The 22,629-nt window shown below is 58.8% G+C and carries 20 protein-coding genes and 3 tRNA genes; 19 read left to right on the top strand and 4 right to left on the bottom strand.

What is annotated here, in order from left to right:
* Positions 1-85: 85 nt before the first annotated feature.
* The 6 genes from ACIQLF_RS10115 to thiL all read left to right on the top strand — a co-directional run bounded on the left by ACIQLF_RS10115 (position 86) and on the right by thiL (position 4,985).
* A tRNA-Gln gene (locus ACIQLF_RS10115) sits at positions 86-157 on the top strand.
* Positions 158-224: 67 nt separating this feature from the next.
* Positions 225-297, top strand: a tRNA-Glu gene (locus tag ACIQLF_RS10120).
* A gap of 49 nt (positions 298-346) precedes the next feature.
* Positions 347-422 (top strand) — tRNA-Glu (locus ACIQLF_RS10125).
* Positions 423-539: 117 nt separating this feature from the next.
* Complete coding sequence (locus ACIQLF_RS10130; protein WP_400297581.1) at positions 540-2,342, top strand: dynamin family protein; 1,803 nt, start codon at positions 540-542, stop codon at positions 2,340-2,342.
* Complete coding sequence (locus ACIQLF_RS10135; RefSeq protein ID WP_400297583.1) at positions 2,339-3,979, top strand: GTPase; 1,641 nt, start codon at positions 2,339-2,341, stop codon at positions 3,977-3,979. Before ACIQLF_RS10130 ends, ACIQLF_RS10135 begins: the two co-directional genes overlap by 4 nt.
* Positions 3,966-4,985 carry a thiamine-phosphate kinase gene (gene thiL / locus ACIQLF_RS10140; RefSeq protein ID WP_400297586.1) on the top strand — a complete coding sequence of 340 codons (1,020 nt, stop codon included), beginning with the start codon at positions 3,966-3,968 and terminating at the stop codon, positions 4,983-4,985. Before ACIQLF_RS10135 ends, thiL begins: the two co-directional genes overlap by 14 nt.
* A 45-nt stretch (positions 4,986-5,030) precedes the next feature.
* On the opposite strand, the gene ACIQLF_RS10145 is transcribed toward thiL, so the two are convergent.
* Complete coding sequence (locus ACIQLF_RS10145; protein WP_400297589.1) at positions 5,031-5,750, bottom strand: IclR family transcriptional regulator; 720 nt, start codon at positions 5,748-5,750, stop codon at positions 5,031-5,033.
* Between the two features lie 112 nt (positions 5,751-5,862).
* On the opposite strand from ACIQLF_RS10145, the gene leuC reads away from it, so the two are divergent.
* The 6 genes from leuC to ACIQLF_RS10175 all read left to right on the top strand — a co-directional run bounded on the left by leuC (position 5,863) and on the right by ACIQLF_RS10175 (position 12,412).
* A complete protein-coding gene (gene leuC / locus ACIQLF_RS10150; RefSeq protein ID WP_400297592.1) occupies positions 5,863-7,320 on the top strand; it encodes a 3-isopropylmalate dehydratase large subunit in 1,458 nt (485 codons plus the stop codon).
* A gap of 9 nt (positions 7,321-7,329) precedes the next feature.
* Positions 7,330-7,932, top strand: coding sequence for a 3-isopropylmalate dehydratase small subunit (gene leuD, locus ACIQLF_RS10155; RefSeq protein ID WP_400297594.1), 603 nt, complete (start codon positions 7,330-7,332; stop codon positions 7,930-7,932).
* Between the two features lie 211 nt (positions 7,933-8,143).
* Positions 8,144-9,472, top strand: coding sequence for a UDP-N-acetylglucosamine 1-carboxyvinyltransferase (gene murA, locus ACIQLF_RS10160; protein WP_400297596.1), 1,329 nt, complete (start codon positions 8,144-8,146; stop codon positions 9,470-9,472).
* Between the two features lie 19 nt (positions 9,473-9,491).
* Positions 9,492-10,259 carry a lysophospholipid acyltransferase family protein gene (locus ACIQLF_RS10165; RefSeq protein ID WP_400297598.1) on the top strand — a complete coding sequence of 256 codons (768 nt, stop codon included), beginning with the start codon at positions 9,492-9,494 and terminating at the stop codon, positions 10,257-10,259.
* 30 nt (positions 10,260-10,289) lie between these two features.
* Positions 10,290-11,291, top strand: a complete 1,002-nt coding sequence (locus tag ACIQLF_RS10170) for an NAD(P)H-dependent glycerol-3-phosphate dehydrogenase (protein ID WP_400297600.1) — start codon at positions 10,290-10,292, stop codon at positions 11,289-11,291.
* Positions 11,288-12,412 carry a D-alanine--D-alanine ligase family protein gene (locus ACIQLF_RS10175; RefSeq protein WP_400297602.1) on the top strand — a complete coding sequence of 375 codons (1,125 nt, stop codon included), beginning with the start codon at positions 11,288-11,290 and terminating at the stop codon, positions 12,410-12,412. The genes ACIQLF_RS10170 and ACIQLF_RS10175 overlap by 4 nt, the downstream gene beginning before the upstream one ends.
* 64 nt (positions 12,413-12,476) lie before the next feature.
* Here the strand turns inward: ACIQLF_RS10175 and ACIQLF_RS10180 are convergent, their stop codons facing one another.
* Positions 12,477-13,019, bottom strand: a complete 543-nt coding sequence (locus ACIQLF_RS10180; RefSeq protein WP_400297604.1) for a DUF3515 family protein — start codon at positions 13,017-13,019, stop codon at positions 12,477-12,479.
* Positions 13,020-13,093: 74 nt separating this feature from the next.
* On the opposite strand from ACIQLF_RS10180, the gene ACIQLF_RS10185 reads away from it, so the two are divergent.
* From ACIQLF_RS10185 to rsmD, 4 genes are read left to right on the top strand one after another with little or no spacing between them, the layout of a single operon-like run.
* Entirely contained in the window at positions 13,094-14,137 is a 1,044-nt protein-coding gene (locus ACIQLF_RS10185; protein ID WP_400297607.1) for an LCP family protein, read from the top strand.
* Between the two features lie 22 nt (positions 14,138-14,159).
* A complete protein-coding gene (locus ACIQLF_RS10190) occupies positions 14,160-15,122 on the top strand; it encodes a DAK2 domain-containing protein (protein WP_400297610.1) in 963 nt (320 codons plus the stop codon).
* Entirely contained in the window at positions 15,115-17,328 is a 2,214-nt protein-coding gene (locus ACIQLF_RS10195; protein ID WP_400297612.1) for an ATP-dependent DNA helicase RecG, read from the top strand. Before ACIQLF_RS10190 ends, ACIQLF_RS10195 begins: the two co-directional genes overlap by 8 nt.
* Positions 17,329-17,335: 7 nt before the next feature.
* Positions 17,336-17,935 (top strand): 16S rRNA (guanine(966)-N(2))-methyltransferase RsmD, encoded by a 600-nt coding sequence (gene rsmD / locus ACIQLF_RS10200; protein WP_400297615.1) that lies wholly within the window; start codon positions 17,336-17,338, stop codon positions 17,933-17,935.
* Here rsmD and ACIQLF_RS10205 read toward each other — a convergent pair.
* Positions 17,897-18,676: a spermidine synthase gene (locus tag ACIQLF_RS10205; RefSeq protein WP_400297618.1), complete on the bottom strand. Its 780-nt coding sequence runs from the start codon at positions 18,674-18,676 to the stop codon at positions 17,897-17,899. The genes rsmD and ACIQLF_RS10205 overlap by 39 nt on opposite strands.
* Position 18,677: 1 nt before the next feature.
* Entirely contained in the window at positions 18,678-19,889 is a 1,212-nt protein-coding gene (locus ACIQLF_RS10210) for an aminotransferase class I/II-fold pyridoxal phosphate-dependent enzyme (protein WP_400297620.1), read from the bottom strand.
* Between the two features lie 118 nt (positions 19,890-20,007).
* Between ACIQLF_RS10210 and coaD the strand changes: the two genes are divergently transcribed.
* From coaD to ACIQLF_RS10225, 3 genes are all read left to right on the top strand, one after another.
* Positions 20,008-20,478, top strand: coding sequence for a pantetheine-phosphate adenylyltransferase (gene coaD, locus ACIQLF_RS10215; protein ID WP_400297749.1), 471 nt, complete (start codon positions 20,008-20,010; stop codon positions 20,476-20,478).
* A 55-nt stretch (positions 20,479-20,533) separates the two neighbouring features.
* On the top strand, positions 20,534-21,430 hold the full coding sequence (galU, locus tag ACIQLF_RS10220) for a UTP--glucose-1-phosphate uridylyltransferase GalU (RefSeq protein ID WP_400297623.1): 897 nt from the start codon (positions 20,534-20,536) through the stop codon (positions 21,428-21,430).
* 141 nt (positions 21,431-21,571) lie between these two features.
* Complete coding sequence (locus ACIQLF_RS10225) at positions 21,572-22,627, top strand: LCP family protein (protein WP_400297625.1); 1,056 nt, start codon at positions 21,572-21,574, stop codon at positions 22,625-22,627.
* Positions 22,628-22,629: the final 2 nt, after the last annotated feature.

Below are 22,629 nucleotides of genomic sequence, written 5' to 3' on the forward strand. Positions count from 1 at the left end.
CATGCGGATCTGACTGTATAGTTATTTCTCGTGCTGAGGCGCAGGAAAGCTTCCGAAAAGGAAAGCCGGAGAGCGATCAACGCTGTGGGGTATGGTGTAATTGGCAACACACTGGTTTCTGGTACCAACATTCTAGGTTCGAGTCCTGGTACCCCAGCGCTACGGTCTTCGCGAAAGCGAAGGCCGGTCTGCTTGGGGGCGAAAGCCCTCTAAGCGGAGCATACGGCCCCATCGTATAGCGGCCTAGTACGCTGCCCTCTCACGGCGGTAACGCGGGTTCGAATCCCGCTGGGGTCACGATTCATGTGAATCGGACGGCAACAGTCCTAAAACGTTGCAGCTATGCGGCCCCATCGTATAGCGGCCTAGTACGCTGCCCTCTCACGGCGGTAACGCGGGTTCGAATCCCGCTGGGGTCACCAGCGCAAATGGTTCCAAACTTCGGTTTGGGACCTTTTGTCTTTAACGGACTTTCCAAGGGTTGGACCAATTTCCCCCAAGTCCCGATATATCTGCTGGCTCTTTGGCATGATGTAGTTGTGACTACTAGTAATGTTCCCGAACCGGCAAGCGTTCCCAAGACTTCCGCTGCGCCTGCGGATGCGGAAGCCATCAGGTTGCTCTCCGCCGTTCGAGACCAATTGTCTGGTGGGTTGCTTCCCCTCGAGCTCACCGGTGCGGCCGATGCCCGTGAAAACGCACGCACGGCAGTCGAGCAGCTGGACGACTACATCCTGCCCCGCTACCGCAGCCTGGAGGCACCGCTGCTGGCAGTGGTGGGAGGTTCCACAGGCGCAGGCAAGTCGACTTTGGTCAATGCAATCGTTGGCCATCCGGTAACCCGGGCCGGTGCCATCAGGCCCACCACCCGTCAGCCCATTTTGCTGCATCATGCGGAGGACCTGCCGTGGCTTGAAACCGACCGCATACTTCCAGGGCTTCGACGCATCATCGGAAGTCAAATACCGGCAGCTCGTAGGTTGCCAGCAGACCAAGCCGGGGCGGATCCGGATCCTGCCCTCATCGATTCCATCGTCCTGTTGCAGGACGAAGCCGTGCCCCGTGGCATTGCCATCCTGGATGCCCCCGATGTGGACTCCATATCAGACGAAAACCGTCGCCTTGCCGGACAGCTACTGGCAGCGGCCGATCTCTGGGTTTTCGTGACCACGGCGAACCGCTATGCCGATGCCGTTCCATGGAAGCTGCTTTCCGAGGCGGCTGCGCGAAACATCACTATTTCAATTGTGTTGGATCGTGTACCGGCCGGCGTGGAAACCGAAGTGTCGGCAGACCTGCAGGGCATGCTCAACCGTGAGGGCTTGGGCTCTGCGCGGCTTTTCGTGGTGCGCGAGTTCCAGCTGGACGATTTGGACATGCTTCCAGCAGAGGCCGTAGGTGACATCAAGTCATGGTTGGGACAGATTGCCGCCAGCAGTGAATCGCGCGCATCCATCGCCCGCCAAACGCTTGCAGGTGTCATGAACCAACTTGCCAACCGCACCGACGCCATTGCAGTGGCGATGAAGGAACAAATCACCAGTGCCCTGCGGCTGGAAACTTATGTCGACGAGGCATTTGGCCAGGCCAAAGACGGCATTCGGCAGGCTGTGCAGGACGGCACGCTGATGCGTGGGGAGGTCTTGGCCAGATGGCAGGATTTCGTGGGAACGGGGGAATTCTTCCGCTCCCTCGAATCCGGAATCGGGCGGCTGCGTGACCGGATAGGGGCCTTCTTCACGGGAAAGCCGCAGCCGGTGGACCGTGTCGAAAAAGCCATTGAAAGCGGCCTGCATGCTGTGGTGGTGGACCAGACGGCAAAAGCCTGCGAAACCGCCGAAGACAGATGGAGGGCTGACCCCGCGGGCAAGGCGCTTGTTGAGGCAGGGGAGCTCGGACGTCCGAGCCCAGATTTTTCGGACAAGGTTGCCGGGCAAGTGCGGGCTTGGCAATTGGATCTCATGGATATCATCCGCGCGGAAGGTGCCAACAAGCGCATGACCGCCCGCATGGTGTCATTTGGAATCAACGGCGTGGCGGTTGCCTTGATGGTTGTTGTATTCGCTTCAACGGCCGGACTGACCGGCTTGGAAGTGGGCATTGCCGGCGGCTCTGCCGTGGTGGGACAGAAACTGCTTGAAGCCATCTTTGGCGAGGATGCAGTAAGGCGGTTGACCAAGAAGGCAATGGAAAGCCTTGAACAGCGTTGTGAATCTCTTCTGGAGCTGGAGCGAACCAAGTTCTTGTTCCAACTGGAAGAGATCCCGGACAAGCAAGAACTCGAGAACATGAATCAGTATTCGGCAGCCATTCGCCGACTGGCCAGGGAGCAGGGTGCATGAGCCGGCGTCGATCCGAATCCGCACTTAGCCCGCTGGAACTTCGATTGGAGGCACTTAAGGAAGCAACCGAGCTTGGCAGCGAACGGCTTGGGACGCAGGAAAGCGACGCGTCCTGGGCGGTTCTGGAACGCGCTGCTGCGCGCAGGACGTTGTCCTCCGAACATACGGTTGTCGGATTCTTCGGAGCGACCGGCAGCGGGAAATCGTCGCTCTTCAATTCAGTCGTTGGTGAAGACCTTGCCCGGGTCGCTGCAACCAGGCCGACAACCAGCCAGCCGTTGGCCGGAATCTGGGGTGCCCATGGGTCGGATCCGTTGCTGGATTGGCTGGAGGTCAATGACCGCCGATTCCTGGACTCGCCGTTGCGTCTGGCCAAGAAGGGGATCTTCGGATCCGAAAAGGAAGCCAGCGGACTCATACTTTTGGACCTGCCGGACTTTGATTCCACGGTTCTGGCCAACCGGGAAATCGCAACAAAATTGGCAGGGCAAGTAGATGTCCTGATCTGGGTGCTTGATCCGCAAAAATATGCGGACGCCGCTGTGCATCACGATTTCATCAAACCGCTGTCCGCACATGGTGCAGTCACCCTCGTTGTACTCAACCAAATCGATAGGCTGCGCGAGACGCAACGGGCCCCTGTCATGACGTCGCTGCGCTCCGTACTCGAAGGCGACGGACTCGCGAATCCAAGACTTATCGGCGTCTCGGCAGTGACCGGAGAGGGCGTTGAAGTACTTCGCCAGGAAATCGCGAAGGTAGTCACCGCACGGAGTGCCGCGTCAAACAGGCTGGCTGCCGATGTTGCGACGGTTGCCGAACGACTGGGCGAGGGCCACAGCATGGAGGAACTCAAAACGCCGTCAGATAACGCAAAACGTGAACTGATACAGAATCTGGCGGCCGCATCCGGTGTAGACACCGTGGTGGACGCCGTCCGGATTTCATACCGACTCGACGCCCATAAGAAAACTGGATGGCCACTGACCAGATGGCTGTCCAAGATCCGTCCGGATCCATTGCGCAGGCTCAACCTTAAAAGCGCCGATGTAAACCCGAAGCTCAATCGAACGTCCCTTCCCACCCCGGGGTTGGCGCAACGCGCGCAATCCGACTCAGCGGTGCGTACCTATGCTGATGGCGCAGGTGCCGGTGCACCGGAGCCATGGAAGGCATCCATCCGCCGCGCGTCGCGAGATCATGCGCAAGAACTACCCGACCGCCTGGACCAAGCCATCGCGAACACCGACGTGAAAGCCACAAGGGGCGCGTGGTGGTGGCCGCTGGTATCGGTGATCCAGTGGGTATCCCTCGCAACGGCACTTGCCGGAGCGCTGTGGTTGGGTGCTCTTGCTGCGGTGCAGTATCTGCAGTTCAGCCTCCCGCCCGCTCCCAAGGTGGAGGGCATTCCCGTGCCGACCTTGATGCTAATCTTGGGAATCCTGCTTGGTCTGGTCTTGGGCATCTTTGCCGGAGTTGCCGCCAGGATCGGGGGCTCCGGACGCGCCCGATCGGCGAGGAAGGCCTTGCTGAGTGCCGTGGCTTCCGTGGTGGAAGAAACCGTTCTCAGCCCGGTCGACGCAGAAATCAATCGACACAATCAATTCATTGGAGCTCTTCGACGTGCCAGAGGATGAGAATCTAACCGTTGGCAATCTAGGCGAGAGTGGTTTGCTTGCCTGCATCTTGCCACGGCTGCGTGGCGCGGAGCCTTTGCTTGGCCCCGGCGACGATGCGGCAATGATTGCAGCACCCGGAGGGGCCTTCGTCATCACCGTGGACACCCTGGTGGAAAACCAGGACTTTCGGCTTCACTGGCCCAGCGGCTTCGAAAGCAGCGGTTTTGACGTCGGCTGGAAATCCGCGGCACAGAACCTTTCCGACGTGAACGCAATGGGGGCCTACGCCACCGCTGCAGTCATTTCCCTGACCCTTCCTCATTCAACGCCAGTGAAATGGGTCGAGGATTTGGCCGAGGGTTTCAGCGCCGCAGTTCGTGAGTTGGGGGCCTTGGACTGCTCGATTGCCGGCGGGGATCTGGGGCGGGGCAGTGAGGTTTCGATCACCGCGGCTGTCACAGGTGCCCTGGCGACGGGAAAGCCGATCTTGAGGTCCGGTGCCAAGCCGGGCGACATCGTGGCGGTCAACGGCGTCCTGGGGATCGCCGCGGCCGGACTGGCGCTGCTTGATTCGACGCTGCCCACGGTGGACTGGACGGAAACCGAGGTTCGAATCGTAGAAGGACAGCGGCGCCCAAAACCGCCGCTCCACGCCGGCCCAGAGGCTGCCCTTGCCGGGGCAACGGCAATGATGGATCTCTCGGACGGGCTGCTTAAGGACGGGCAGCGAATGGCAATCGCCAGTGGTGTGCACGTGTACTTCGAGCGAGATGCGCTGCTCAACGACCTTGAACGACTTGAACCGCTCTCCGGTGTCCTCGGCTGCGACCCGCTCCGCTGGGTTCTTGCCGGGGGAGAGGACCACGGTCTTTTGGCCACGTTTCCGCCGGGTGCGGAGCTTCCTCCGGGATTCAGGCAGGTCGGGGTTGTGCGTGCCCTCGAGCCGGAAGAATCCAACCCAAAGGTCTACTTTGATGGGTTGATGCAGGGCGTATCCATAGGATATGACCATTTCGAAGGATAGTCGGGCTCCGTCGGGCTTGCACAGGGAACGGCGACAGACCGCGGTCTAGTCACCTGTCTTTCGAAGCGCTTCGCTCAATGCGTTTGCGGTTTGAACCACGACTTCCTGGTGGGCGCGACCAGGCTGGCGGGAGAGCCGCTCGATGGGGCCGGACATGGAAACGGCGGCAATGACCCGTCCAGACGGGCCGCGAACAGGTGCGGAAACCGAAGCCACTCCAGGTTCGCGTTCGCCCAGACTCTGGGCCCACCCGCGGCGGCGGACGCCGGCCAGGATCGTTGGGGTGAAGCGCGCGCCCTGTAGTCCGTCAAGAAGCCGTTCGTGGTCTTCCCACGCCAGCAAGACCTGCGCGGCGGATCCAGCCTTCATCGAAAGCTGGGTTCCCACGGGGATCGTGTCCCGAAGGCCGACGGGTCGTTCGGCCGAAGCAACGCATACACGGAAGTCTCCCTGGCGGCGGAAGACCTGGGTGCTTTCGCCGGTGCTGTCACGTAGCTGGATGAGCAGCGGGCCAGCGGCGGCAATCAGTCTGTCTTCTCCTGCCGCCGAAGCCAATTCGACGAGCCTGCCGCCCAAGACGAAGCGACCGTGGATGTCCTTGCCCACCAGGCGGTGGTGTACCAAGGCCTGGGCCAGCCGGTGCACGGTTGGGCGGGAGATTTTAGTGACGGTTACCAGCTGCGCCAAAGAGGTTGGCCCCGCCTCGAGGGCATTGAGAATGAGAGCCGCTTTATCGATGACGCCAACGCCACTTGAAGTGTCCATACTATGATATTGACGTCTCACTATTTGAGATGCAAATCCGTGTAGTGGATATTACGTGGCCTGCGGTGGAACAGTTGAAGCATAAGACTTTTATCAAGCGAGGGAGTCGGTTATGGCCGCACACCAGGCAGCACAGACGCTGGCCGAAAAAGTATGGAATGCGCACGTTGTGCGCAAGGGCGAAGGGGCAGGCGCTGCGCGCCAGCCCGACCTGATCTACATCGACTTGCACTTGGTTCACGAAGTGACCTCGCCGCAGGCCTTCGAGGGACTTCGGCTGGCCGGCCGTAAGCTGCGCCGTCCTGACCTCACGATTGCAACCGAGGACCACAACACTCCCACGCTGGAAATTGACAAGCCCATTGCGGACCTGACCAGTCGAACCCAGATTGAAACCCTGCGGAAGAACTGCGCCGAATTCGGCGTGCGTCTTCACTCCTTGGGTGACAAGGAACAGGGAATTGTCCACGTAGTGGGTCCGCAATTGGGTCTGACCCAGCCGGGAATGACCGTCGTCTGTGGCGATTCGCACACCTCCACCCATGGTGCCTTCGGCGCCTTGGCCTTTGGCATCGGTACCTCCGAGGTCGAGCACGTGATGGCCACGCAGTCACTCTCATTGAAGCCGTTCAAGACCATGGCGATCAACGTCGAGGGAACCCTGAAGCCTGGCGTGACCGCCAAGGACATCATCTTGGCCGTCATTGCCAAGATCGGCACCGGTGGCGGCCAGGGTTACGTGCTTGAATACCGGGGCTCGGCCATCCGCGCACTGTCCATGGATGCACGCATGACGATCTGCAACATGTCCATTGAGGCCGGCGCCCGCGCCGGCATGGTGGCACCCGATGCGACGACCTACGAATACATCCAGGGTCGACCACACGCCCCACAGGGCGAAGACTGGGATGCCGCGGTCGCCGAGTGGGAAACCTTGGCCACCGACGAAGGCGCCACCTTTGACGCCGAGGTGTTCCTTGACGCGGATGGGCTCGAACCGTTCGTAACGTGGGGCACCAACCCGGGGCAGGGCGTTTCACTGTCGGCGAGGGTTCCGGCCCCGGAAGACTTCGAGGACGAGAACGCACGCGCCGCTTGCGAGCGTGCGCTTAGCTACATGGGCCTTGAAGCAGGCACCCCGATGAGGGACATCCGCGTAGACACGGTATTCCTGGGCTCTTGCACCAATAGCCGCATGGAAGACCTGAGGGCCGCCGCCGCAATCATCGAGGGCCAGGTAAAGGACCCCAACGTCCGAATGATTGTCGTTCCGGGTTCGGCTCGGGTTCGGCTCGAGGCGGAAGCCGTGGGCTTGGACAAGATCTTCACCGACTTCGGTGCCGAGTGGCGTTTCGCCGGCTGCTCGATGTGCCTGGGCATGAACCCCGACCAGCTCGCGGAGGGGGAGCGTTGCGCTTCGACCTCCAACCGCAACTTTGAGGGCCGACAGGGCAAGGGCGGCCGTACGCACCTCGTTTCCCCTGTTGTCGCAGCGGCCACCGCGATCCGCGGAACGCTGTCGTCGCCGTCGGACCTCGCCACCGATTCAGCCTCCACCACCGCCGCCTAAGGATCGATCATGGAAAAAATCACAACCCACACCGGTGTTGGTGTTCCGCTGCGCCAGAGCAACGTGGACACCGACCAGATCATTCCGGCCGTCTACCTCAAGCGGATCACGCGCACCGGATTTGAAGACGCCTTGTTTGCAGGTTGGCGCAAGGATTCGTCCTTCATCCTGAACCAGGAACCGTACTCGACAGGGTCCGTGCTTGTCGCCGGTCCCGACTTCGGTACAGGGTCCTCCCGCGAGCACGCGGTGTGGGCGCTCAAGGACTACGGATTCAAAGCTGTCCTGTCCTCGCGATTCGCGGATATCTTCCGTGGCAACTCCGGCAAGCAGGGGCTTGTTGCCGCAGAGGTTGCCCAAAGCGACATCGAGCTTATCTGGAAGGAAATCGAGAATCACCCCGGTACCGAGATCACGGTCAATCTCGAATCCCGGACGGTAACCTGCGGCTCGATCATTGCCCCGTTTGAGATTGATGACTACACCCGGTGGCGCCTGATGGAGGGACTGGACGACATCGGCCTGACGCTCCAGCACGAAGACGAGATCACTGCCTTCGAGAACGTGCGCCCGGCTTTCAAGCCGACAACGCTTCCGGCAAAGTACTCTTAACTCTTTGCTGATCGCGTAAACGGGTGCGGCGTGTTCACTGTCGATAGGACTAATCAAGCCCGAATTGAGTAGGGTTCTACGGATGGAAGCCGCTTAAACGCGACAGGCGTTACAGCCCGCATACAGCCCCCGGCAATGCCGGGGGCTGTATGCTTACTAAGTCTTACCTTCGGTTTCGAAGGACAAACAATCTGGTGAGGTTCTTAAGTTCATGGGGAAAGTCCTAACGATTCATGGTGGCGTGCCACTTAAAGGAAAAGTGACCGTCCGAGGCGCCAAGAATTTGGTACCCAAGGCCATGGTCGCCGCTCTTTTGGCGGATTCTCCCTCGGTTCTTCGCAACGTACCCGAGATCAAAGACGTAGCGGTGGTTACCAGCCTGCTCAAGATTCACGGCGTGACGGTCATCAAGGATGAAGTCACCGGTGACCTGACCATGGATCCAGCTGGCACCAAAACGGCCACCAGCAACGAGATTGATACCCACGCCGGTGATTCGCGCATTCCCATTCTCTTCTGTGGACCACTGCTTCACAGCCTGGGCGAAGCGCTGATCCCCAACCTTGGTGGCTGCAAAATCGGCGACCGCCCCATCGATTTCCACTTGGAAGTCTTGCGCAATTTCGGCGCCATCATCGACAAGGCCGGACCCCTGGGTACGAGCATTCGCGCTCCCCACGGTCTGACCGGCGCAAAGATTGCCCTGCCGTACCCAAGCGTTGGCGCCACCGAACAGGTACTGCTGACGGCAGTCCGTGCCAAGGGCACCACCGAACTTGAGAATGCCGCAGTAGAACCTGAAATCCTTGACCTGATCTCTCTATTGCAGAAGATGGGCGCGATCATCACGGTCCAGCGCGACCGCGTGATCCGGATTGTGGGTGTGGATCGACTTTCCGGCTACAACCACAAGGCCCTTCCGGACCGCAATGAATCCGCTTCGTGGGCCTCGGCTGCTTTGGTGACCAAGGGTGACATTTTTGTCGAGGGAGCTGCCCAGCGGGACCTGACTGCGTTCTTGCACACTTACCGCCAGATCGGTGGCGAATTCGAGGTTTTGGACACCGGCATCCGTTTCTACCACCCAGGTGGAGAACTGAAGCCCCTCATGCTCGAAACCGATGTCCACCCAGGTTTCATGACCGACTGGCAGCAACCGCTGGTTGTGGCGCTGACCCAAGCCGAAGGCGTATCCATCATCCACGAAACGGTTTACGAAAACCGGTTCGGATTCACCAGCGCTCTGGTGGAGATGGGTGCCCAGGTCCAGCTGCACAGCGAATGCCTCGGTGCCATTCCTTGCCGCTTCGGTCAGCGCAATTTCAAACACTCGGCGATCATCTCCGGCCCGACCGTGATGAAGGGCGCCGATATCGACATCCCGGATCTCCGCGGCGGCTTCTCGCATCTCATTGCGGCACTCGCGGCCGAAGGCACCAGTCACGTGACGGGTATCGAATTGATCAACCGCGGCTATGAGAAGTTCATGGACAAGCTCACCGATCTCGGTGCGCGAGTCGAAATGAATGAAATAGCCTAGTCCGCATAGGCTAATCTGCATGAAAGAATCACGCGGTACTAGAGCCGTGTTTGCTGCAGCTGCAGGAATCGTCCGGCCGGTCATGAATCTGATGATCAGCCGGACCTGGAAGGGCTTTGACAAGCTTCCGGCTGGCGGATTCATCCTGTGTCCCAACCACGTCACGGAAATCGATCCGCTGGTCGTGGGTCACGCCGTTTACAGCAACAAGCGATATCCCCGGTACTTGGCCAAGGAATCGTTGTTCAAGGTGCCTGTGCTCGGATTTGTGCTGCGGAAAACTGGACAGATCCCCGTGGCGCGCACGAGCGCCGGGGCCTCCGAATCGCTTCTTGCGGCCCGCAGAGTACTTGATGCCAACGGTGTGATCATTATTTATGCAGAGGGAACGCTGACACGCGACCCGGAGCTGTGGCCCATGCGTGGTCATACGGGTGCGGCACGCCTCGCTCTGCAGACCGGTGCCCCGGTGATCCCCATGGGGCATTGGGGTGCGCAGGACCTGTTCCCTCGGTACGCCAAGGGCGTCAAGCTGTTCCCGCGCAAGCGGGTAACGGTCAATATCGGCGACCCCGTCGACCTGGATGACCTCCGAGGCCTTCCCATGACCCGCTCCGTATTGAACGAAGCAACCGAAAGAATCATGCGTGCCATTGCCAACGACGTAGCTGAGCTACGCGGCGAAGAGGCTCCTGAGGTTCTTTGGGACCCCGCCGCACACGGACAGGCGATCAAGGGACGAAACTTTGAACGCAGACCAGCCTCGGACGAATCGGAAGGCAAATAATTGAGATCCCTGCCAAGAAAAATCGCAGTCATGGGAGCCGGCAGCTGGGGAACAACCTTTGCCAAGGTTCTCGCCGATTCGGGTTCGGATGCCGGGCGCGAGGTGATGGTGTGGGCGCGCCGTGAAGAGGTCGCCGTTGAAATCAACACCCGTCACACGAACTCGCGATACCTGCGTGAAACGCAGCTTCCGGCAAACATCACCTCGTCCTCGGATCCCCGAGAAGTCCTGGCCGGCGCCGAGCTTGTCGTCCTTGCCGTTCCAGCCCAAAGCCTGCGTGAGCAGTTGCGGTCCTTCCGTGATGCGATAGAACCAGACGCCGTTCTCGTTTCCCTGATGAAGGGCCTCGAACGAGATACGGATGCCCGCATGAGCGAGGTGATTTCTGCGGAGGTCGACATCGATCCCGAGCGTATCGCTGTGCTGTCCGGACCAAACCTGGCCATGGAGATCGCGCGCAGGCAGCCAACGGCTTCCGTTGTTGCTTGCTCCGACATCGAAACGGCCGCGTGGATAGCGGAGCTCTGCTCAACGGAGTATTTCCGCCCGTACACCAACACCGATGTCATCGGTGTGGAAATCGGCGGCATCGCCAAGAACGTGATCGCACTTGCCGTGGGAATCTGCGACGGCATGGGCATGGGGGACAACACCAAGTCATCCATCATTACCCGTGGCCTGGCAGAGACAACACGACTGGCCTTGGCGCTCGGCGGAAAGTATGAAACGCTATCGGGCCTGGCCGGCCTGGGCGACCTGGTTGCCACTTGCTCGTCCTCGCTCTCGCGCAACAACACTGCGGGTCGTCTCCTGGGGCAAGGTTTGTATCTCGATGAGGTCAACGACCGGATGTCCCAAACGGCCGAGGGCATCAAGTCTGGTCGTGCCGTGCTGGACCTTGCCACTCGCAATAACGTCGAAGTTCCCATCACCGAAGCCGTGGTCATGGTACTTGAAGGCACCCTGAGCGTTGAAAACATGGGTGCGCGCCTCCTTGGCCGCGAACTGAAATCCGAAGGGGAACTCCAATGAGTCCAACAAACACTCGCAAGCCTCGAGTCTTGCTCTTGTTCGGGGGGCGTTCCTCCGAGCACCCGGTTAGCTGCGTAACCGCAGCAGGCGTTCTTGACGCCATTGACCGCGAGAAGTACGAGGTGGTTCCGGTCGGAATCACCCGTGAGGGCGCATGGACACTGGTGGACCAGGACGTGGCCGCATGGTCGTTGGCCGGCAGCGCCAAGCCTGAGGTAACTGCAGGGAAAGAAATCCTGCGACTCACTGGCGAGCCGGGCCGCCACGAGCTCCTGGCTTCCGGGCCGTCACATGAAATCCGGAACCTGGGGGACATCGACCTGGTCTTCCCGCTGCTCCACGGGCCGTTCGGCGAGGATGGCTCACTTCAGGGAATGCTTGAAATGGCCGATGTTCCATATGTGGGTTCGGGCATCGCTGCGAGTGCCATTGGCATGGACAAACATTTCATGAAGGTTGTGTTTGAGGCTGCCGGCTTTGAAGTCGGACCCTATGTGGTCATTACCGACAAGCAGTGGGGACGCGACCGCGCGTCTGCGCTGGAATCGGTCAAGGGCCTCGAGTACCCACTCTTCGTCAAGCCTGCCCGTGCAGGTTCTTCGGTCGGTATTTCAAGGGTTGACACCCCTGATGCGCTTGAGGCAGCAATCGAGGCAGCCCGGATCCATGACCCGAAGGTTGTCGTGGAGCAAGGAATAGTCGGTCGGGAAATCGAATGCGGTGTTCTGGAGGGACGCGGACACCTTGCACCGCGTGCGTCGATGCCCGGCGAGATTTCCGTGTCAAATGACGGACACACATTCTACGACTTTGATGCGAAGTACGTAGACGGTGCAGCAGCCCAACTGAGCTGCCCCGCAGCCCTGTCGGAAGAAGCAACGGCCGAAATTCGTGATTTGGCAGCCAAGGCCTTTGACGCCGTCAACGCCGAGGGCCTTTCCCGCGTCGACTTCTTCTATACAGAAGACGGCAAATGGATCATCAATGAAATCAACACCATGCCGGGGTTCACGCCTTCGAGCATGTACCCGCACATGTGGGCCAAGACCGGCATCGAGTATGCGGACCTCATCGATGAGCTGATTCACCTGGGACTGAACCGCAAGACCGGGCTTCGCTAGAAAAGCCTGACATGCAAAGAGGGGGTGTTCACCTTGTGAACACCCCCTCTTTGCATGTCGAAAACTATGGAATGTCTTCCGCCTTGGTGACACCCGTGCAATGCCGTTGGGCAGGAATCTTCGAAGCAGCAGTGGCCAGGGAAGCCAAAACTGTGCTTGACGGTATTTTATTCGGATCAAAGATGAGCTCCGTGGCAGGAGTGCGCCCGTAGGTCGTCAAAGTCCAACTCTTCTCTCCTTGCTTGGCAAGCCAGTCAACACCATTTACCGTGACGCAGGGGTCGGTCGACGGCGGCGGGGGAGTCACCCCGCAGCGGAGGACAAGTTGCGAAGGGTCCCCCCACACTGCCGTTGCCTGGCTATTGGTCTGGCGCTTTTGTTGGTCGGCGATTTCGGAGGGAAGGAGCACCATCATCTCTGCGCAGAGGGGGTTCCCTGCGTCATCCGCAGACTGCACGTTTGCGATGGAACTGCAGCCGGTGAGGACAGCCAAGCAGGCTACCGCGCTGGCGATGGCAACCGAGAAACGGTGTTTGGCGGGAACTGAAACTGGATCAACACTGAATAGACGCTGTGAATTCGGGGCTGTGGGGTTCGAAACTGTCATTCTAGGCACTTAAACAGCCTACCGGTCGTGGGACATGACTAGGATGTAAAGGAGTATTTTGATGAGAGGCATAAATGACATATCCGCATGAGTCCTTCGAGGACACCAGCAACGAAACGCCCAAGAAGAAACGAACGGGGCGAGCCATCTTGCTGGGTGCGCTGGCTCTCGTCTTAGTTGGGTTGTTGGCGGCTGGCGGATATCTTTTCACACTGGCTCGCGCGTTTGACGACGGAACCAACAAGCTTGCTAACGCGTTTCCGGAAGAATCATTGCGTCCGCAGAAGTCCGGGGAAGCCAAGGGCGCCGTCAATATCCTTCTACTAGGCAACGATTCCCGTGCAAAGGACCAGGGTGAAGCGAACTTTGCGTCGCTGCCCAATGGCGGGCGTTCCGATACCATGATGCTCGTCCACATTCCGTCGGATCGGAAGGGTATCTACGTAACCTCTATCATGCGTGATACTTGGCTGGACATCCCGGGGCATGGCAATGCAAAGATCAATGCCGCGTTTGCCTATGGAGGAGTGCCGCTTGCCGTCCAAACGCTGGAAGGCCTGCTGAACACTCGTATCGACCATGTCGCATCCATCGATTTCGAAGGATTCAAGGGCCTTACCGATGCCTTGGGCGGAGTGGAAATCAACAACCCGATTGCTTTCTCTCCGACTACGGCCAAGAAACTTCATTTCCCGCAGGGCGTTCAAACGCTTAGCGGCGACGAAGCCCTTTCCTTTGTTCGTGAACGCCACGCGTTCAGGGACGGCGACTACCAGCGAGTACGCAATCAGCAGCTATACATCAAGGCCGTCTTGGGTAAGCTGACGTCCAAGGACACGTTGACAGACCCGGGAAAAATTTTGGAAAGTGTCGAGCAGATCGCGCCATACATCGCAGTGGACGAGTCGTTGGATGCAATGAAGGTGGCCCAGATTGGCGCTAGCATGCCTGGAATCGGCTCGGGCGACATGAAATTCTTCACGCTTCCCAACAAGGGAACAGGTCGGTCTGCCGACGGTCAGTCCATCGTCATTCCCGACATGGCAGTCATCGACGAATTCGCAAAAGCACTGAACAAAGACAATGTCGCCCAGTTCGTAGAGGACAACGACCTCTAAAGGTTAAGAAATCATTCACACCATGAACGTAAAAATCCATGCCAACTCACAAGCAATGGCGAACTGGCTTGAACGGGTAGTAAAGAGCCTTGGGAACCACAGCGATCGCCTAAACGCCATCAATATCTTCCCCGTGGCGGATGGCGATACCGGAAGCAATCTCTACCTGACCGCACGGGCAGCTCACGATGCCATTTCCAAATTGGAGACGGAGAACATCGGGGAACTGCTGACCATGGCTTCGCGTGCCGCCATGGAATCGGCGCGGGGGAATTCCGGGACCCTGCTGGCGGTGTTCCTGGCCGGCTTGGCCGAACCGCTATGTGGAGTCGAACGACTCACTGCCCCGCTGCTGGCAACGGCATTGGAACACGGCAAGGTACGGGCATGGTCCGCACTCAGCGAGCCTGTGGCAGGAACCATGCTATCGGTGATGGAGGTTGCGGCGAACGTTGCCCGGTCGACGCACCGGTCCAGCCGCCTTGAACCGGCCAGCAAAGCCGCGCTCACAGAGATTCTCGAAGCGATGTGTGTTGCGGCAGAAGACGCAGTGGTGGCCACCGAATCCGAGTTGGGCGTCCTGCACGAAGCTCAGATCGTGGATGCCGGCGCGGTGGGAATGCTCATCATCCTGGACGAGCTGCGAGGGGCGCTGCATGGCCACGTGATCGACCCCGATGAATACGCCCAGTTCCACGGTTACGACATCCAGGATCCGCATATCCACCAAGGGGTATCAAACGGGATCGGCGTGGAAGTCATGTGCACCATCAACCTTGATGCGTTGGGGGCAGCCACCCTACGTGGGCAACTCGATGCCTTGGGCGACTCCGTGATCATGAGTCCGGTAAACCCGACCAACGAGGGATACCGCTGGAGGGTCCACGTCCACGTACCGGCCGCGGAAGATGCCCTGAACGCCATTCGAGGCGTCGGTTCCCCGGTGAACGTATCGATCACCGATCTTTGCACCCACGATGGATGACCTGGATTTTGTTGCAACGACGCCCCTGGAACGAGTCCTAGGCGGCGCTACGGCCAAGAAGGTCCAGCAGGCCTTCGGGTATGAAACCGTTGGACAGATGTTGGGGCATTTTCCCCGCCGTTACATGGAAGTAGGAGAGCTCTCAAACATTTCAGAACTTCCAATCGGCGAGGAAGTCACGATTGTTGCCCAGGTTGAATCGATCAACCAAAGACGAATGCACTCGCGCTCTGGATTCCTGTTGCAGGTTGCCGTACGTGACGCCCTCGGGCCGGAACAATCAATGCTGAAGATGACGTTCTTCAATGGGTACGAGGCGAAGCGGGATCTTCAAGTCGGCGCAACTGCCATGTTTAGCGGCAAGGTGACGGTCTATCAGAACCACCTGGAATTGACGCACCCGGAGTACTCGCTTTTGGAGGCGGCCGAGGAAGCCGACCCGAGGCCCATCCCGATCTACCCGGCCACCGCAAAGTTCCCCAACAAAAAGATCCGCGACGTGATGTCGCTAATCATGGCAGGCACCAACGAAAAGGGGTTTCCGGATTTCATTCCGGAAACGGTTCTGAAGAAACAGCATCTTTCGCCCCGTGCAACTGCATACGCTGAAATCCACGGGCCGGAAAGCCTTGCCCAGGGCTACGCGGCCCGGAAGCGTTTTGCCTTTGAGGAAGCATTCCTGCTGCAGCTGGCTCTTCTGCAACGGAGGGCACACCGGCGCCAGCAGCCTGCCATCGCACGGGCGGGCCGCAGCGACGGGCTGCTGGCGGCGTTCGAACAGACGTTGCCGTACACCCTCACGGAAGGGCAGATCCAGGCCGGTATAGAGATCGCCGAGGACCTGCTCCGTGGCCACCCGATGAATCGCCTGCTTCAGGGCGAGGTCGGTTCTGGCAAGACCTTGGTGGCGCTGAGGGCCATGCTCCAGGTCATTGACTCGGGCGGGCAAACGGCTTTGTTGGCACCGACTGAGGTCTTGGCGCAGCAACACCACCAATCCATCCGAAAGCTTTTGGGCGACCTGGGAAAGCTGGGGGAGCTTGGCGCCGATCCGTTGGCCACCAGGGTCGACCTGCTTACGGGGTCCGCCTCGGCCGGCGAAAGGAAGCGTGTTCTCCTTGGGGCTGCATCGGGTGAAACCGGCATTCTGGTTGGTACCCACGCTTTGCTTTCGGACGTGGTGAGCTTCGCGGACCTGGGCCTGGTGGTCGTTGACGAGCAGCACCGCTTTGGTGTCGAGCAACGCGACCTCTTGCGGTCAAAGGCTGAGAACCCTCCGCACATGCTGGTCATGACGGCCACACCCATTCCCCGAACGGTGGCCATGACCGTGTTCGGGGACTTGGAGGTCAGCCTGATGAAGTCGCTCCCTCCGGGACGCGCGCCCATTTCCACGCATCTGGTTCCGCTTCAACTTCCCCATATGCAGACGCGGCTTTTTTCGCGGATGGCCGAGGAAGTGGCAAAGGGCCATCAGGTCTATGTCGTTTGCCCGCGAATCACCGAAACTGCGGTCGAGGACGATGCGCCGCCGGTGCTTGCCGATCAATTGGAAACCAACGGTTCAGGCGGCCCGGCGGCTGCAAAACCCGCATCAATGACCGTCGAGAAGATGATGGACCTTCTTGCCTCCATGCCCGTTTTTGCGGGTACCGAGATAAGGCAACTTCACGGACGCATGTCCAGTGAGGAAAAGGCTGCTGCCATGGGTGCCTTCGACAGTGGGCGTGCCTCCATTCTTGTCTCTACAACGGTGATTGAAGTCGGTGTCGACGTGCACAACGCAACGTTGATGGTGATCGTAGACGCCGAAAACTTCGGAATCTCGCAACTGCACCAGTTGCGCGGGCGCATTGGCCGTGGTCTCCATCCAGGCACGTGTTTAATGACTACCTGGCTGGACGCGGAGCATCCTTCGGTTTCTCGTCTGCGCGCGGTGGAATCCACAACCGATGGGTTCCTTCTGGCGGAATCGGACCTTCAGGAGCGCCGAGAAGGCGATATTTTGGGGGCGAGCCAGTCAGGTTCGCGTTCAACACTCAAAGTGCTGAGGGTAATCAAGGACTCAAAACTCATCGCGCGGGCTCGTGACGCCGCAGAGCAAATCATTGAATCAAGCCAAGGCTTGGACACATACCCATTGTTGAGCAAGGCAGTCGAGGACTGGGTGGACGAAGACATGCAGGCATTTTTGGAACGAGGATAAGGAAGAAATGAGTCGAATAGTTGCCGGTGCCGCAGGAGGCCTTCCGCTGAAGAGCGTTCCGGGGGATTCCACGAGACCCACTACGGACAGGGTGAAGGAGGCCCTTTTCTCCAGGCTGGAAAGCTATGACGTGCTGGCCGACGCCAGAGTCTTGGATCTGTACGCGGGCGCAGGTTCGTTGGGCCTCGAAGCGGCAAGCCGTGGGGCCCGCTTGGTCTTGTTGGTTGAACTGGCGCCAAAAGCTGCCGCCGTGTGCCAAACCAATGCAGGATTGGTCAACAAGGCACTTCGAAGCGACATCGTAAGTGTGCGGCGCGGCTCCGTGGACACGGTTTTGGATTCGTTTGCGCCGACCGCCGGAGTGTCCGGGGGAAAGAGTTGGGATTTGGTCTTCATGGATCCGCCGTATCCCATGACCAATGACGAACTCTCCAAGACGCTACAAAAGGTGGCACTGCTCCTTGAGGAACATTCAACCGTGGTGGTTGAACGTTCCTCAAGGTCAGAGGAGCCCATTTGGCCGGAGGGACTTACCCGTTTCGCCGAGAAAAAATACGGCGAAACGCGTCTATGGTTTGCCGAACCCGTCCAGGTCGCTGCCGAATAGGACAGTGCCGGGATGGGGGCCGGCCGCTTTGAGTCGTTCAACGAACCCCAGATCAATTTTTGATTGGGTGGCCGCCAAGATCATGTTGCCGGGGTATTTCCGAGAAAAGATTTCGGTGGGGGCACTCGCCATGATCGTTCTGAAAACTTCCGACAGCGCACTGATTTGGGTGTCGGCAAAGGCAAACGGGGGATCATCACCGACGTTGACCAGAACCATTCCGCCGTCCTCGAGAAGATCGTTCATTTCCGAGTAAAACGCCGGCACAGTTAGGTGGCTGGGAGCCCCCGAACCGCTGAAGATGTCCAAGACTATGACATCGAATTTCTGGTCAGAGAGCTCATGTGTAAGAACTTCACGCGCGTCACCGATCAGGGTCGAAAGATTCTCCGGATGGTTCAGCGGGAGTGATTCAAGAACAAAATCGAGGAGCTCACGTTCCAAGTCAACCGCGACTTGTGTGCTGCCGGGACGCACCTGTTCAATGTAGCGGGCAAGCGTCAATGCGCCGGCGCCCAGGTGCAGAACCTTTAGTGGTTTGCCCGGCTGGCCAACCTCGTCGACGAAGTTGGCCAGCCGTCGCAGGTATTCGTAAAAGATCTCTTCCGGATGCGCAACATTTACGTGGGACTGCTCCGCGCCGGCCAATGAGAGCACCCATGCACCGGGCACGAAAGTGTCTTCCTCCAATGTCGCATGTGCACCCAAATTGCTCATCCAACGGGAGATAGGGGTAGCCACGCTAATTTCCTATCTTGGCAGTCAGATGTGACAGTCGCTCGGATGCCTCGGTAAGTACATCGAGCTTCTTGCAGAATGCGAATCGCATCAGCGTCCGGGTTCTCTCCGCGCCCTCCTCATGGCAAAAGACCGAAAGCGGGATTCCCGCCACTCCGATTGAGGCCGGCATTCTCCGCGCAAGGTCGAGGGCGTTGGTGAACCCCAACGGAGCAACATCGGCAACGATGAAGTATGTTCCCTGGGGCCTAAAGACGGTCATGCCTGCAGCTTCGAGACCGGCCGCCAAGACTTCGCTTCGGTTTTCCAAATCCCTTGCAAATCCAGTGAAGAATTCGGTGGGGGAGCCCAATGCTTCCGCGATCACGGGCTGGAACGCCGAACCCGACGAATAACTGAGGAACTGCTTGACGGTACGCACTGCGGCGACCAACTGTGCAGGTCCGCTTGCCCACCCGACCTTCCACCCCGTGAACGAGAAGGTCTTGCCGACGGACGAAAGGGTCAGGGTCCGCTCCCAGGCTCCGGGCAAGGACGCAATCGGCGTGTGGGTGATTCCGAACGTCAAGTGCTCGTAGACCTCGTCAGAGAGAATGAAGCAGTCATGTTCCGTGGCAAGCGCCACAATTTCTGCCAAGACTTCCCGGCCGAAAACCGCACCGGTGGGATTGTGCGGGTTGTTCAAGACGATCATTTTCGTACGCGGGTTGAAGGCGGACCGGAGCTCGGCGATGTTCGGCTGGAACGTGGGCGCATTCAGGGCGACGGTCCTGTGGATCCCGCCGGCAAGTCCGATTGTCGCTCCATAAGAATCGTAAAACGGTTCGAAAGTGATGACCTCGTCGCCGGGTTGGACGAACGCCAGGATCGAGGCGGCGATGGCTTCGGTGGCACCCGTTGTAACAACCACCTCTGTGTCCGGGTCTACTGTGATCCCGTAGAAACGCTCTTGATGCTCGGCTATCGCCATCCGCAAAGCGGGTATGCCACCGCCAGGGGCATACTGGTTGAGGTTCCCCGCAATCCCTTGGGCGGCCCGGTCCTTGAATGCTGTCGGACCATCGGTGTCCGGGAATCCCTGGCCAAGATTGATGGCACCGTGTTTTGCCGCCAGTGTGGTGATTTCCTCAAAAATGGTGACGCCAAGCTGACCCGACGATGATAAGAGATTGGCGCCGGCGGCCGTACGCTGCCATGGCAAGTTGAATGTGGGCATGATCCATTATCCCGATTCTTGGCCCGATCATCAGCCGGTGACGTTCCGTAACGACACGATGCAAAGGCCGACTCGGTCAGGCAGCTACTGCGAGCCTGCCTTTGATAGATTGCTGAGTATGCGTAGAGCCGTCTGCCCCGGATCCTTTGACCCAATCCACAATGGTCATGTTGAGATCATTGCCCGTGCCAGCAGCCTTTTTGACGAGGTGATCGTGGCGGTTTCCACCAACTATGCGAAGAAGTACAAGTTTGAGGCCGCCGACCGCCTGGAAATGGTTCAAGAAACCATCGGAGGGCTCCGTGGCGTTAGCGTCCAACCCATGGGGGAGGGCCTCCTTGCGGACTTTTGCAGGGAACACGGCGCGGATGCGATCGTGAAGGGTCTGCGTTCAACGGTGGATTACCAATACGAAATTCCCATGGCCGTAATGAACCGCCATCTCACGGGGGTTGAAACGGTTTTCTTGGCAGCCGACAACAGGTATACCCATTTGTCTTCATCGCTTTTGAAAGAGGTGCAGTCGTTGGGGGGCGACGTTTCCGATTACTTGCCCCGCACGGTGCTCAAACGCTTGAACCACGGGTAATGATTGGGAGTTGGGGTGTCGCAGTTTTTGCAATTCATGAAGTAAAGTCGAACGCATGAGTACAAGTCGGCGAGTTATCAAAGCGGTCATCCCTGTAGCAGGCCTCGGAACCCGTTTTCTTCCTGCCACCAAGGCCATGCCCAAGGAAATGCTGCCGGTTGTCGACCAGCCAGCCATCCAGTACGTGGTCGCGGAGGCCTCACGAGCCGGGCTCACCGACATGCTGATGATCACCGGCCGCAACAAACGAGCACTGGAAGATCACTTTGATCGCGTTCCTTCTATAGAATCCACGCTCGAAGCCAAGGGCGACTTGGAGAAGCTGCGCTCGGTTCAGGAAGCCACCGAACTGGGTGACATCCACTACATCCGGCAGCGCGATCCCAAGGGCCTCGGACACGCGGTATTGTGTGCCAAGCAGCACGTGGGAAATGAACCGTTTGCGGTTCTGCTCGGTGACGACCTGATCGACGAACGTGATGAACTGCTGTCCGTCATGATTGACGTCCAGGAGAAGACCGGCGGGTCGGTCATCGCCTTGATGGAAGTCGACCCCGAACAAATCAGTGCATACGGCTGTGCGGACGTCACTGCCGTTGACGGCGCCGAATATGTGACCGTCAACGGTCTGGTTGAAAAGCCCGCAGTTGAGGACGCTCCGTCGAACCTTGCCGTCATCGGCCGTTACATTCTCCACCCGCGCGTGTTCTCCGTTTTGGAAGACACCGCTCCGGGTCGTGGCGGAGAGATTCAGCTCACCGACGCGCTGGAAACCTTGGCGGTTGCCGAGGGTGAAGGCTCCGGTGTTCACGCGGTGATCTTCCGGGGGCGGCGCTATGACACAGGCGACAAGCTGAGCTATATCCAGGCGGTCATTTCGCTGGCCTCCGAGCGCAGTGACATCGGTCCAGGGCTTGTCCCATGGCTGAAGGATTTCGTAGCAGGCCTCTAAAATAGAGACTTGTCAGCGAGGCTAACCCAGCTTTCTCACAGGGGAACTGGTTAGCCTTGCTTTGTTTGTGCGAAAGTTGCCGAGCTATCAGTAGTATCGCTTAGTACTTGGCAACTAGTTCTTGTCTAATGGAGACGTTGATTGACTGACAATAGAAATTTCCGCGGCGGCTACGAGCCCCGACGACTGCAGGCACCCAAGAAACGGACCGGCTTGGTGGTTTTGGCAAGCGTGGTCGGCTTGGTGCTGATCGCCGGGGTGGTTGCGGGCGGATACGTCATGAATCTCGCCAAGACCTTTAATGACAAAACCCAAGTCATTGCGTCGGCGTTTCCGGATGAAAACCTCCGTCCTGTCAAGAATCCTGACGACGGGTCGCTCAACTTCCTGTTGCTCGGAGTAGACCACGGAGCTGACGGCACCGAGTCCAAGGACTTGCTGTCAGGAGGCGGCACCGACCAGCGTTCCGACTCCATGATGCTGATGCACATTCCGGAGGACCGAAAAGGCGTCTACGTGATGTCCATCATGCGTGACCTTTGGACGGATATCCCAGGGCACGGACGACAAAAGATCAATGCTTCAATGTCATTGGGTGGGGTGCCCCTCGCTGTTCAGACAGTAGAAGGCATGCTAGATACGAAGATCGACCACGTTGCAATGATTGACTTTGACGGCTTCAAAGAGCTCTCCACGGCGCTCGGCGGAGTGACTGTCAAGAACGACATAGAGTTCTACTCGACCGACAAGTATAAATATCACTACCCCGTCGGAGAGATCACCCTAAAGGGTAACGAAGCATTGCGATTCGTTCGTGAACGCAAGCCATTTATCGATGGCGACTACCAGCGCGTGCGAAACCAGCAGATATTCATCAAAGCAGTCATGAGCGAGATGCTGTCCAAGGACACCTTGACTAACCCTGGCACCATCTACGAAGTGATTGACAAGGTTTCCCCTTATCTCTCATTTGATAATGGGTTTGATGCAGCAACAGCCGCAGGCTTGGGCTTGCAGCTTAAGGATCTGCGCGCTTCGAACGTGAAAATGTTCACGCTTCCGACTGCAGGAATCGGAACCTCGCCCGATGGCCAATCGATAGTTTTGCGTGATGAAGCTGCACTTGTGCAGATCGGCGAGGCACTGCGGACCGACACCTTGCGTGAGTATCTAAAGACCGCAGCTCTAAACGAGTAGTT

This window comes from Paeniglutamicibacter sp. NPDC091659, assembly GCF_044756805.1.
GTDB lineage: Bacteria > Actinomycetota > Actinomycetes > Actinomycetales > Micrococcaceae > Paeniglutamicibacter.